The organism is Sphingomonas sp., from assembly GCF_965227385.1.
Lineage (GTDB): Bacteria > Pseudomonadota > Alphaproteobacteria > Sphingomonadales > Sphingomonadaceae > Sphingomonas.
The window spans coordinates 1,227,356-1,239,206 of sequence record NZ_OZ245750.1 but is presented as its reverse complement, the minus strand read 5'-3'; the positions used below and the strand labels follow the sequence as shown (position 1 = coordinate 1,239,206).

Annotated in this window: 10 protein-coding genes; 6 read left to right on the top strand and 4 right to left on the bottom strand. The window is 63.6% G+C overall.

Annotation, left to right across the window (positions count from 1 at the left end):
• Nucleotides 1-28: 28 nt before the first annotated feature.
• The 6 genes from ACO05N_RS06035 (at nucleotide 29) to ACO05N_RS06010 (ending at nucleotide 6,628) form a co-directional block, all read left to right on the top strand.
• Entirely contained in the window at nucleotides 29-652 is a 624-nt protein-coding gene (locus ACO05N_RS06035; RefSeq protein ID WP_422056263.1) for a helix-turn-helix domain-containing protein, read from the top strand.
• Nucleotides 653-764: 112 nt separating this feature from the next.
• On the top strand, nucleotides 765-1,781 hold the full coding sequence (locus tag ACO05N_RS06030) for a dipeptidase (protein ID WP_422056262.1): 1,017 nt from the start codon (nucleotides 765-767) through the stop codon (nucleotides 1,779-1,781).
• Entirely contained in the window at nucleotides 1,778-2,728 is a 951-nt protein-coding gene (locus ACO05N_RS06025) for a hypothetical protein (protein ID WP_422056261.1), read from the top strand. The genes ACO05N_RS06030 and ACO05N_RS06025 overlap by 4 nt, the downstream gene beginning before the upstream one ends.
• A gap of 59 nt (nucleotides 2,729-2,787) precedes the next feature.
• Complete coding sequence (locus ACO05N_RS06020; protein ID WP_422056260.1) at nucleotides 2,788-3,834, top strand: 2-oxoadipate dioxygenase/decarboxylase family protein; 1,047 nt, start codon at nucleotides 2,788-2,790, stop codon at nucleotides 3,832-3,834.
• Complete coding sequence (locus ACO05N_RS06015; protein WP_422056259.1) at nucleotides 3,831-5,336, top strand: FAD-binding oxidoreductase; 1,506 nt, start codon at nucleotides 3,831-3,833, stop codon at nucleotides 5,334-5,336. The genes ACO05N_RS06020 and ACO05N_RS06015 overlap by 4 nt, the downstream gene beginning before the upstream one ends.
• An 8-nt stretch (nucleotides 5,337-5,344) precedes the next feature.
• Complete coding sequence (locus tag ACO05N_RS06010) at nucleotides 5,345-6,628, top strand: NAD(P)/FAD-dependent oxidoreductase (protein ID WP_422056258.1); 1,284 nt, start codon at nucleotides 5,345-5,347, stop codon at nucleotides 6,626-6,628.
• A 280-nt stretch (nucleotides 6,629-6,908) separates the two neighbouring features.
• Here the strand turns inward: ACO05N_RS06010 and ACO05N_RS06005 are convergent, their stop codons facing one another.
• From ACO05N_RS06005 to ACO05N_RS05990, 4 genes are read right to left on the bottom strand one after another with little or no spacing between them, the layout of a single operon-like run.
• A complete protein-coding gene (locus ACO05N_RS06005) occupies nucleotides 6,909-8,384 on the bottom strand; it encodes a 2-dehydro-3-deoxy-6-phosphogalactonate aldolase (protein ID WP_422056257.1) in 1,476 nt (491 codons plus the stop codon).
• Complete coding sequence (locus tag ACO05N_RS06000; RefSeq protein ID WP_422056256.1) at nucleotides 8,381-9,328, bottom strand: 2-dehydro-3-deoxygalactonokinase; 948 nt, start codon at nucleotides 9,326-9,328, stop codon at nucleotides 8,381-8,383. Before ACO05N_RS06000 ends, ACO05N_RS06005 begins: the two co-directional genes overlap by 4 nt.
• Nucleotides 9,312-10,049 (bottom strand): SDR family NAD(P)-dependent oxidoreductase, encoded by a 738-nt coding sequence (locus ACO05N_RS05995; protein ID WP_422056255.1) that lies wholly within the window; start codon nucleotides 10,047-10,049, stop codon nucleotides 9,312-9,314. The genes ACO05N_RS06000 and ACO05N_RS05995 overlap by 17 nt, the downstream gene beginning before the upstream one ends.
• Nucleotides 10,046-11,773, bottom strand: coding sequence for a sodium:solute symporter family transporter (locus tag ACO05N_RS05990; RefSeq protein WP_422056254.1), 1,728 nt, complete (start codon nucleotides 11,771-11,773; stop codon nucleotides 10,046-10,048). Before ACO05N_RS05990 ends, ACO05N_RS05995 begins: the two co-directional genes overlap by 4 nt.
• Between the last annotated feature and the right edge of the window lie 78 nt (nucleotides 11,774-11,851).

Below are 11,851 nucleotides of genomic sequence, written 5' to 3'. Positions count from 1 at the left end.
CAGAACCGAGCTAGCTGAGGAAATAAGTATGCGGTCCGGCAATGGGGACGAGGCAACGCTTCTCGACGCAACGCGGGCCGGCCGACGGCGGCGAAGCGACCCGTTTCACTTGGGCAAACGGTTGCGCGAGCTGCGTCGGGAGCGTCAGTTGACGCTGGAGGATGCCGGCCGAATGACCGGACTGGCGGCCTCCACCCTGTCGAAGATCGAGAACGATCAGATGTCGCCGACATTCGACGTGGTGCAAAAGCTGGCGGTCGGCTTCGACATCGACATTACCGACCTGTTCGCGGGTCATTCCAGCCAGGACGCGGCCGGTCGGCGCAGCGTTACGATGGCTGGCGCCGGTCGATTGATGGAGACTTCCGTCTATCGTCACCGCCTCATCGCCACCGAGCTGAAGAACAAGAAAATCCTTCCTTTCGTCACCACGATCAAGGCACGCGCGCCCGGCGATTTCGAGAACTGGTCGGAACATAGCGGGGAAGAATTTCTCTACGTCCTTGAAGGCGAGATTTGCTTTCAGACCGAGCATTATGAGCCGGTGACCCTCGGTGTCGGCGACAGCATCTACATCGACAGTAGCATGCAGCACGCTTGCTATACGACGAGCGAAAAGGATGCCGTCGTACTGTGGATCAACACCGGCTGATCCAATGCTTGCCTCTTCTGTCGTATCGGATATATATTTCCGATAGGCAAAAGATGGAGGGGTCATGCACCGGCGAGATTTCATTCTTTCGGCAACCGCGGGCGTCGCATCAATGGCGATCGCGCCAGCGCTTGCCAACACGCCGAAACGCCGCCCGCTGACCTTCGACGCAATGGGCGAAGTGCGGTTCGAATATGACGCAGCATTGATCACACAGATGCGCGACAGCGGTCTCGACGCGATCACGGTCACCTTGTGCGATCCCAAAAGCTACGAGGGCGCGGCGTATGAGGAGGCGATCCAGGCCGTCCTCGATCACGACGCCCATATCGCAAAACATCCGCAGCTGTTCGTCAAGGCCACTCGGGTGAGCGACATCGACGCCGCGCGGAACAATGGTCAGATCGCGCTTTTCTATCTCTTCCAGAACAGCACGCAGTTTGGTCGCGATCTGGACAATGTCGACCTGTTCCACAAGCTGGGCGTCCGGTCAGCGCAGATCACATATAACGATCAAAATTGGGCCGGTGCTGGCTGCAAGGAACTCGGCAGCAACGGGCTTACGCACTTCGGGCGCGAACTGGTCGCCCGGATGAACCAGCGGGGCATGCTGATCGATCTGTCGCATGCCAACATGGCGACGATGGCAGACACGATCGCGGCATCGCGGGCGCCTGTCATCGTATCCCACACTGCGTGCATGGCGGTCCACAGCAACACGCGCAACACGACGGATGCCAACCTGCGCCTGTTGGCCGAGCGCGGCGGGGTTGCCGGCATCTGCCAGATGCGCCCGTTCCTGACGACGAAGCGCAAGGACGCGCTGCCTGAATATTTCCGTCACATCGGCCACGCGGTGAACGTGATGGGCGCCGATCATGTCGCCATCGGCAGTGATCGCGATCATCGCATTGTCGAAATGACCGATGCCTATGTCGCCGAGCTCAAGCGGGAGGAAGGTGCGAACTTCCACGAGGCCGACTGGCCGCTGTTCATCGACGAACTGAACGGGCCGCGTCGCATGGAGGTCGTCTGGGATGGCGTGCGCAAACTCGGTTACCCGTCGAGCACGGTCGAGAAGATTATGGGTCTCAATGTGCGCCGCATCTATCAAGAGGTGATCGGATGAACCGCGTTTTGCTGCTTGTCGGAGCCGCATTTGGCATCGCCGCCAGCTCGGCCGCATCGGCGCAAACGCCGGTGCCTGCTTCGAAACTCTGCGCGACCAGCCTGATCGGCACGCCGCTGACCATTCCGCGTTATTCGGCTGCGACACAGAAGGTTCTGGATGACGATATCGCGATTGCTGCCGCAGCGCTGCGCATCGCGCCCGATCGGGAGGACTCCCATATCTGGTACGGTCGGCGGCTCGATTACGCCGGCCGCGTCTGCGAGGCGGTCGACGCATTCAGCGCCGGGATCAAGCGCTTTCCGAACAGCTACAAGCTCTACCGCTTCCGCGCCCGCGATCTGACGCGCGCGCGACGTTTTGACGAAGCGCTGGCAGACTATGCCAAAGCGCTGGCGCTCATGGGCGATACGCCGGACACGTTCGAGCCCGATGGCATGCCCAACCCGCTGGGGCTGACGATCAGCACCTACCGTGGGAACATCGTCTACTATCACGCCCAGACCAGCTTCGCGACCGGCGACTATCGAACCGTGGTGTCCGGTATGGCAAAATCGCTGGAGCTTGCCGCCGATTTTGCGCGCGATGACATGCGTGTGCCAACGGCCTATTGGACATATCTCGCCTATCGCAAGATGGGTCAGCACGAGAAGGCGCGCGCGATCATCGACGCGATCGAGCCGGGGCTAAAGCTGATCGAGAACGATTTTTACTATCAGGCCGTGCAGATCATGCAGGGTCGACTGAAGCCCGAGCAATTCGCCGATACGCGCGACAGCACGATCAAGTTCGCGATCGCAATGGAACGCCGCTTTGGCGGGGACGAGGCCGGTGCCAAGGCGATGCTGACACAGATCGTGCGCGAGAACCCGCAAGGCCATTGGCCTTCGGAGGCCGAGCTGGCCGATCCAGACCGTCGACCTGCCGCGAAATCGCCGGGCGGTTGACGCTGCCGCACTGACGCAAACGACAAGGGCGCATCGATCATGCGCCTGCTCCACGACCCATGCCCGTCGCCACCGGAGATGACATGACCCTTGATCAAACCGCGCCCGGCGCCAAACTGGTGGCGAGCCTGTTGGGTGCGCGCGCCGCGCCCGTGCTGGCGACGATAGACCTGGACGCGCCGCTCAGCGCGATCGGACCGAATGGCACCGTGCCGCGGGCCGGCCTGGCCGCAGCCCTGAACGTGCTGCTGTTCGACGACCTGCTCGCGCGCGTACCGACCGGCGCTGCGTTCGTAGCCGAGCAACGCGCCCGCGATGAACGGATCCGGTTCGACCATGGCGCGATCCGCACGGTTTGCCTGGTGGGTGGTGACACGGGCGCGCTGCCAGCCGGGCAAGCCGCCATCGCGAGGATCTTGCAGCCGCTGGGCTATGCGGTTGCCGGCATCTATCCACTGCCACGGCTGCGCATGACGGGTCACGCATGGGCACATCGCGATCAGCCCGAGCTGCTACCCCAGTTTTTTGTCAGCGAATTGCACGTCGATCAGTTCGACGCCCAGTTCCAGTATGTGGCGCAGCGCGTCTTTGGCACGAGCAGCGATCCGCTCACCGAAGCCAGCCGGGCAGCCTTGCTGCAACTGGAGCGAGATGAGAGCATCCCGTTCCAGATGGCGCTGGACGTCCTGCCGAACTTCCTCTCCGCGTTCGGCCGTCAGCATGAAACGCCATCGCTGCGCGACTATGAGGCGCTGTTGTCCCAATCGGCGGAAGCGGCGTGGATCGCCACCGAGGGCAACGCCTTTAATCACGCGACCAGCCGGGTCGCCGACATCTATGAAGCAGCGGACCGTCAGCGCGCGCGGGGGGTGCCGATCAAGGATTCCGTCGAGGTCTCGCAGAACGGTCGGGTCCGGCAGACGGCGTTTCGCGCTGATCCCGTGGAGCGGCCGTTTGCGGTCGAAGGGTCAGAGGTTACCCGGCGCGTTCCAGGATCGTTTTACGAAATCATCAGCCGCGATATCGACCCAGCGACCGGCACGCTCGACCTCAGTTTCGACACTGGCAACGCAACCGGCATCTTTGCGATGACCCGCGCGGCATGAACGATCGGGATCTGGTTGTCGCGCTGCGCCGCATCGTTGGCTGCGGGCACGTTCTGACCGATCCGTCCGACCTGGCGGGGCGTGACCATGACGGGCGCGGGCCAGCGGGGCGATCACGCGCGCTGGTCCGCCCGCGCACCACCGAGGAAGTCGCGGCAGTCGTTGAGATGGCGGTACGCGCCGGCGTCACGCTCGTACCGCAAGGCGCACGCACGGGGCTGGTTGCGAGCGGAGTCGCCGACGAGAGCGGTGGCATGATATTGCTGTCGACGGAGCGACTCAACGCGGTGGCGATCGATCCCGTCAATCGCACTGCCCGCGTCGGCGCCGGCGTGTCATTGTCGACCCTGAACGCGCAGGCTGCGGCGCATGACCTGTTCTTCCCGATCGACCTTGGCGCCGATCCCACAATGGGTGGAATGATCGCCGCGAATACCGGCGGCGCACGGTTCATTCGCTATGGCGACGTCCGCCGCAACCTGCTGTCGCTCGAGCTCGTCACCAGCAATGCGCCCGCAACGATCCTGCAGCTGGGTCGCGACTGCTGGAAGCAGAATGACGGCTTGGATCTCAAGCAGCTGGCGATCGGTAGCGGCGGTGCGATGGGAATCATCACGGCGGCAACGGTGGCCCTTCAACCCACTCCCCGGCACGCGATCACGGCACTGATCGCACTGCGCGATCCCATGGCGCTCGACGGGCTTCTGCTGACCTTCGAGCGCAGTTGGGGAATGCTGCTCACCGCGTTTGAGGGCATTTCCCGACCGGCCTATCTCGCGGCGTTGCATCACGTTCCGCATCTTCGCCGGCCGTTCCCGGCCGATGCCGAACACCCCTATTTCGTACTGATCGAACTCGCCGCAGGCGCGGCATTCGATGCCATGGTCCTGGAAGACGCTTTGGCAGGTGTCCTTGCGGAGATGATCGAGGCACCTGCCTCGCCAATCGCCGATGTGGTCGTGGATCACGGCGCGGACCTGTGGGCATTGCGCCATGCCGTTCCGGACGGCCTGCGCGCCATGGGCACCACGATCGGCTGCGACATCGCCGTGCGGCGCGGCGATGTCTCCAGATTTCGGCGCGAAATGGCCGCCGAGATCGCGCGGGATTATCCGGGGCTGCTAGTGTGCGATTTCGGTCACATCGGCGATGGCGGGATACACTTCAATCTGGTGTGGCCGACCGAACACGGGCCGCTGCCGCAGGGTTTGGCAGAGGCAGTGCGGATGCGGATCTTTGCCGTGGCGGTCGAGCGCTACGGCGGCAGCTTCAGCGCTGAACATGGCGTAGGGCCACGTAACATCGCTGCCTATCATCGGTTTACCCCGCCGGCCGTCCAGCAACTGGCCGGCGCTGTTCAGACACTTTTGGCTCCGGCGCCGATCAGCCGGGTGTGGTACGGCGGCCCGATCATGGATATTGACGACCGGGATCTCCGCGACTTTGGCGACCCGAAACAGCAAGGTGACGATAGCAACGGCGCTGGCACGGGCAAACATTGAGGCCGGAGATGAACAATGACAGGCTTTCTCATGGTCTTTGGGAGGCGACATCGTCACCACTCCCGGACGCGGGCCGGCTAGAGGGTGACATTAATGCCGAGGTGGTGATTGTCGGCGGAGGTTTCACCGGCTGCGCCGCTGCCTTGCATTTAGCCGAGAGTGGTCGCGCGACTGTTCTGCTCGAGGGAGATGAAATCGGCTTTGGAGGGTCTGGCCGCAATGTCGGACTTGTGAATGCCGGCCTTTGGGTAATGCCTGATGAACTACCGCGCCGACTTGGTACACGTCGTGGCGAACAATTGCTGAAGCAACTCGGCGACGCGCCGAGCCTGGTGTTCGATCTGGTACAGCGTTACTCTATCGACTGTGAGGCGACGACGGCGGGCACGCTTCACTGTGCTGCCGGACAATCAGGGTTAGAGGAATTGGCCGAGCGCGCGCGCCAGTGGCAACAGCTTGGCGCCCCGATCGAGTTGCTGGACGCGGCTGAAACCAGACATAAGCTGGGCACCGATGCGTACAGCGGGTCCTTGCTGGATCGACGCGCCGGGACGATCCAGCCGCTTGCCTATGTTCGGGGATTGGCTCGCGCTGCGACCGAATTGGGTTCCCGATTGTTTGTCCGCTCGCCCGTGTCAGGCTTCAATAGAAAGGGAGCTAGCTGGAATGTGCAGACGGCAGGAGGGAGCGTTACAGCGCCGTGGGTGATTATCGCCACCGACGCCTATTCCGAATTGGCAACCGCGCGCATTCGGCGCGAGCAGATTCTCTTACCTTATTTCAACCTGGCGACGCGTCCACTCAATAGTTCGCAGCTTTCCAAGATATTGCCACAGCGTCAGGGGGCTTGGGACACCAAGAAGATTTTATCTTCGTTTCGACTCGACAATGGGGGCAGGCTTATCTTTGGGAGTGTCGGAGCATTACGCGGGACCGGCAAACCAATCCACGTCGGGTGGGCTTATCGGGAACTCTCCCGCCTCTTCCCTGAGCTGGGTGATGTGGAATTCGAGCATCAATGGTACGGCCAGATCGGCATGACATCGGATGCGCTGCCGCGGTTTCACTGCCTTGATCGTAACATGATTTCAATTAGCGGCTTTAATGGACGTGGCATAGCACCGGGTACAACGTTCGGACGCGACTTGGCACAAGTTGTAACAGGCGCACTTGGTGTCGACGAACTCGCGCTGCCCGCTACCGAAGTGAAGATCGCCAGCTTACGCCCGGTTAAGTCTACTTTGTACGAAATCGGCGCTCAAGCTGCACATTTTTTGGGCTCACGTCGCTAACCTGAAACGTGGCCTGCCTCGACGACCGCATCATTGCACAACTATGCTGGTGCAGCGGTTGTGCACAGCACCGCGTCAACTTCACGCATCCCTGCCCCACACTCTTCCCCACATCGGGTCAGAGATGTGATGGTTCGCCGTGGCATCGATTGGCCGCTTTGCGCTCCAATTCTGTCGTTCCGGAACTGCAGGTCCCGGCCCAATAGCGGACGCTTCTACAAGTCGTCAGGTGGCAAACAAAATATGGTCTGCCAGCCCGTCCATTTCGGCCAGAGCCTATCTAAACCCCGGATTGCACTGCACAACCGATTGCGAACCTTAAGACGCTGCCCGAGCCCGTCGCATCCGCTTCGCATTGCATCAAGCGCATGCGGGAGGTCGTGATAATCAACCCGCCCCTGCCGTCAGCACACAGGCTGCTGACGTGAGGAGGCGATACGTTGAGACTGCGTAGGAGTGCGCCGTTCGGGGAAAGCTCGACGACCCGCGCACCGCCCCACATCGCCACCAGCAGATTGCCATTGGCTCCGATCGTCATGCCATCCGGCTTGCCCGGGATATTCATGAAATCGCTGACGATAACAGGATCGCCAAGCATGCCGCCGGGCACAGAGGAGAAACGGATCAGCGTGCGTTGCAGCGTATCGACCAGATAGAGGCTGGTCCGATCCCGGGTCCACTCCATCCCGTTGCACACACCCAGCCCTTCGCAGACCCGCTCAACCGAGCCGTCCATGCTGATCCGGAACAGCGCGCCGCGACCTGCAAGCAGACCACGATGCATCGTACCGGCCCAGACAACTCCGTCCGCCGCGACGGTCATGTCGTTGAACCTGCAGCCAGGACCGACCTCGACATCGACGATGACTGTTGTCGCACCACTTGATGAGTCTACCGCCACTAGCGCACGATCCGCGAGGCCCACCAGCGTGTCGCCGCGCCAGCCAATCGCATTTAGGGGCAGATCGGTCGCGACCTGGTGCATCGCGCCATCGGCAAGAGCCACGCGGTGCAGAGTCGATTGGACGGGATCGACGAACAGCACATGCTCACCCGCCTGATCGAGCAACGGCGACTCGCTGATCGTCGCGCCCGGATTGGCAATGGCACGCGGCTCGGGGTTTGGAGCCCGCATTGCGGCAACCAGTTCGCGTGCTGATCCGCCCACTGTGGCGGCATCCCGACCCGGTCGGTAAAGTTCCGAACCGACCCCGATTGCATCGCAGCCGCCTTCAAGAAAGCGGGCTGCATTCGCCGCACCGACGCCGCCCACGGCGACGAATCGCGCATCGGCGGGCATGACCGGGCGCAGTGCGGCGATGTTCACCAGCCCCACTTCGCCCGCCGGGAAATATTTGAGCCAGCGCGCGCCTGCGCGATAGGCGCGAAATGCATCACTCGGCGAGGCCACGCCCGGCATCGGCACGATCCCTAACTCGAGCGCTCGCACAATCACATCGACGTCGCAATTGGGTGCTACGCAGATCTGCCCACCTGCCTCGGCGAGCCGGTCGACATCTGCAGGATCGAGCACGGTCCCGGCACCGATCACCATCCGCGTGCCGAAATGTCTGCGCAACAGCGCAATCGTCGCAAACGGGTCGGGCGAGTTGAGCGGGACTTCGGCGACCCGAATGCCTGCGTCGTAAAGCGCCTCGACCACCGCGACCGCTTCCCCGGCATGGAGGCCGCGCACGATCGCGACGACCGGGGCGTCGGCCAGCGCCGTCTCTACCGCAGCCAGTGCGTCGATCATGCGGCGCGAGCCTCGCTGCCCGCTATCGCATCGGCGAGCGCGCCGTACCCGGCGATGCAACAGCTCTCGGATTCGACGATTTCGGCACCGATCTCCAGCGTATCGAGCGCCCGTGCGAACATCACCGACAGGCCGGGATTGCCGATGAGCGTCACCTGTGCGCCGGCGAGTGCCGGGTATAGGCGCAGTGCATCGGCGATTTCACCGCCGATCAGCAGGCCGCGCAGATGCGATGCTGCATCCTCCTTGCCTAGCCCCCCGCGAACCGCGCGTGCGCGCGTTTCGAACAACAGGCTGCCGAGGTTGAGGCCGCTCAGTCTTGCGCGGTCGCACCCGCCCTCGAACGCTGCGCCCGGCACGCCGCTGCCCTCCGTGATCGACGCGAGCAATCCTTGGCTGGTCAACCGGTCGAACACCTCGCCCCCCATCGAGGTGAAGAAATCGACGATTCGTCCGTCGCGGCAATGCACCCATTTGCTGTGCGTACCAGGCAGGACGATGAAGCGGTCGCCCGCGCGCGCGCCGGTCTGGGCGAGGTAGCCATAAAGCTCCACCTCCTCGCCGCGCATGACGTCCGGGCCATCATGCGGGCCGGTACAGGCAAGGCCGGGGATGATCCGTACCGGCGTGTCGCCGATCATAGTGGCCAGGCTATGCCCAGCAAGGTCGGCGACCGAGGAGGGTGCCTCGCAATAGCCGGCATCGGTCCAGCCGATATTCGATCCGATCATTCCCGATGCCCAACAGGTGCCAAGCGGCCCCCAGCTATGGGCCAGGTCGTCGATGCACGCGCGCATGCCGTCACGATCAAGGGACGCGACACCGCGCGGCATCGTTACGCGATCCAGCACCGCGCCGTCCGCACCGATCCGCCACGCACGAAAATTGCTGCTTCCCCAATTGATCCCGACCATCGGCCAGGCACCGCTAGCGGCGTGTGACACCGGCGCCTCCATCCAACTCAACAATTGTTCCGGTCATCCAGCCTGCCGCGTCGGACGCGACAAACAACACCGTCTCGGCAACGTCCTGCGGCGTACCGAGTCGGCCGAGCGGATGTCGCCCGACATTGGCGGCACGCGCCGCCTGCGGATCGGGCGTCGAATCGAAATTGCGCGCGAGCAGCGGCGTATCGACCGACGCGGGGGCGACCCCGTTCACGCGAATATTCTGTGGTGCCAGATCAAGCGCCGCAGTGCGGATCAGGCCGTCGAGCGCCGCTTTCGACGTCGCATAAGCCGCAAGAGTCGGGGTCGCGAAGCGCGAATTGATCGACGAGATCAGCACGAAATTGCCGCCGCCCTTCGCCGCCATCGCCGGCGCGCATCCCTGGATCAGGCGAACCGCGCCGACGACGTTGACGTCATAGATGCGCAGCCAGTCGGCACTGGGCGTGTCGGCGATCCCGGCATTGACGCTCGCCGCGCCCGAATGGACGACGACGTCCACCGCGCCGCCCGCTTCGTGCACGGCGGCCAGCGCATCGGTCACGGCGTCGTCGGAAGCCAGGTCGGCGGCGAGGTTGAGATCACCATTGCCGGGACGCGAATGGCCGAGCGCGCAGACCCAAGCTCCTTCGCGTCGAAAGCCTTCGACGACAGCGCCACCAATGCCGCCCGACGCACCGGTGACCAGGATGCGCCGCCCTTCAAACCGTCCGCTCATGCCATCGCCTCCGCCTTTCGGCCCGCCCGCATCGCGCGCCGCCCGATCCATTCGGACAAGGCCGCGAGCGCGACAAGCGCCGCGCCGGTGACGAGCAATATCGCGCGATCGTCCGCGCTTGCGGCAATCGCGGTCATCCAGAGCAGCGCGCCGCTGGCACCCACGGTCAGCGCGACGATGCGCGGCGCGTCGGATGCGCCACTGCCACCGACAGACTCTGCGGCAGGCGGCAACGCGGCAATGCGCGCCACACCCGGCGCGACCCGGCGCGACAGCAGGTGAAAGCCCCCCAGAACCAACATCGGCACCGCGACACCGACGATCACGTCGATCAGGATGCCCGCATCCGCCGCCCACAGCTGAAGCGGCTGAAATGCCGCGACGTCGCCGAGCGGCCCCGCCGGGGTGATCAGGTAGCGCAGGAACAGGCCCACCCCGCCCGCTGCAATCACGGTCAGCCATGCCGAGCGCTGATCGACCCGGTCACTGAAGAAGCCCCAGACGCTGGGTGCGACCAGCGGCACGACCAGCAGGCTGGTCGCTGCGACGATCACCTTCTCCGCACCACCGAGCAGCGGGATCAGCGCGGCCACCAAAGTCAGGAACGCGCCAAGACCAATGGTGACGATACGTCCGGTGCGAACCTCCGCCGGTCCGTCCCGCCCGCGCGTCAGCATCGGGGTGAGCGCCCCGGCGAAGACGTTGAGCTGGCCGCTTATCAGGCTGGCAGTGGCCGAGAACATCGCCGCCAGGACGAGCCCCAGCATCCCGGCGGGAAGTACCGCCTGCGCTGCGAGCATATAGGCCTGTTCGGGGTTCGCATTGGGGTCAATCGCCCGATACAGCATCGGGGGGAGCAGCCAGAAGGCCGGCGAGATCAGGTAGAGCCCGCCGAACAGCCAGGCGCTGCGTCGCGCGTCGCGCGGGGTCGGCACGCTGATGAACCGCTGAACGAACGCCCATTCGGCACCGATCATGAAGAAGTGGATCACCGTCCATGCGGCGATGAACCACCAGCCATAATCGTCATTGGTCAGCGCGAAAAAGCCCTGCGGTACGCGCTCGGCAAACCCTTCAAGCCCGCCAAGCCGTGCGAGGATCAGGATCACCGTGATCAGCACGGCGAGATTGAGGACGATGAACTGCATAACATCAGTCATCAGCACCGCCCACAAGCCGCCAAGCATGGTGTAAAGGACGATCACCGCGCCGAAAGCGATCACCGCGTAGATGACCGCGAGATTGCCCGTGGCTGGATCGCGCAATGGATTGCCGGGATCGAGCGGGACCAGCACGCAGAGCAGCACCGACAGAGCGTAGAGGGCGATCCCCGATCCGATCAGGCGGAACAGCATCATCACCCAGAGATAGAGTTGCACCGCCGACGCGCCGAAGCGTAGCCGGACGTAATCGGCGGGTGATTCTACTCCCAACCGGCGCCAGCGCGCCGCCAGGAACGCGCCCGCCAGCAACGCGGCGACGCCATAGGCCATGTTGACCGCCACCGCGACAAGGCCCGAACGATAGGCAAGGCCGCCCCAGACAACGAACGTGCCCGCCGAGAACATCGTCATGAATCCCGACAGCCCCGCAACCCACCAGGGCGACTGGTGCCCGGCGGCGAACATCTGCTTCAGGCTGGTGTTGCGGCGCATATAGAAGATGCCCAGCGCCAGCATGCCGGCGAGATAGGCGATCAGCACGATCGCATCAGCGGTGGTCATGGCGGACCTTCATGCACACTCTCCAGAGATGATTTTGCAGCACTATTAGAGCAACAAATCTGGAAAACAAAGGCCGAA

Excerpts from the sequence above, each read along its gene's own strand:
- ACO05N_RS06035 (WP_422056263.1), top strand. The coding sequence starts at position 29 with ATGCGGTCCGGCAATGGGGACGAGGCAACGCTTCTCGACGCAACGCGG.
- ACO05N_RS06010 (WP_422056258.1), top strand. The coding sequence starts at position 5,345 with ATGAACAATGACAGGCTTTCTCATGGTCTTTGGGAGGCGACATCGTCA.
- ACO05N_RS06005 (WP_422056257.1), bottom strand. The coding sequence starts at position 8,384 with ATGATCGACGCACTGGCTGCGGTAGAGACGGCGCTGGCCGACGCCCCG.
- ACO05N_RS05990 (WP_422056254.1), bottom strand. The coding sequence starts at position 11,773 with ATGACCACCGCTGATGCGATCGTGCTGATCGCCTATCTCGCCGGCATG.
- ACO05N_RS06030 (WP_422056262.1), top strand. The coding sequence starts at position 765 with ATGGCGATCGCGCCAGCGCTTGCCAACACGCCGAAACGCCGCCCGCTG.
- ACO05N_RS06015 (WP_422056259.1), top strand. The coding sequence starts at position 3,831 with ATGAACGATCGGGATCTGGTTGTCGCGCTGCGCCGCATCGTTGGCTGC.
- ACO05N_RS06020 (WP_422056260.1), top strand. The coding sequence starts at position 2,788 with ATGCCCGTCGCCACCGGAGATGACATGACCCTTGATCAAACCGCGCCC.
- ACO05N_RS06025 (WP_422056261.1), top strand. The coding sequence starts at position 1,778 with ATGAACCGCGTTTTGCTGCTTGTCGGAGCCGCATTTGGCATCGCCGCC.
- ACO05N_RS05995 (WP_422056255.1), bottom strand. The coding sequence starts at position 10,049 with ATGAGCGGACGGTTTGAAGGGCGGCGCATCCTGGTCACCGGTGCGTCG.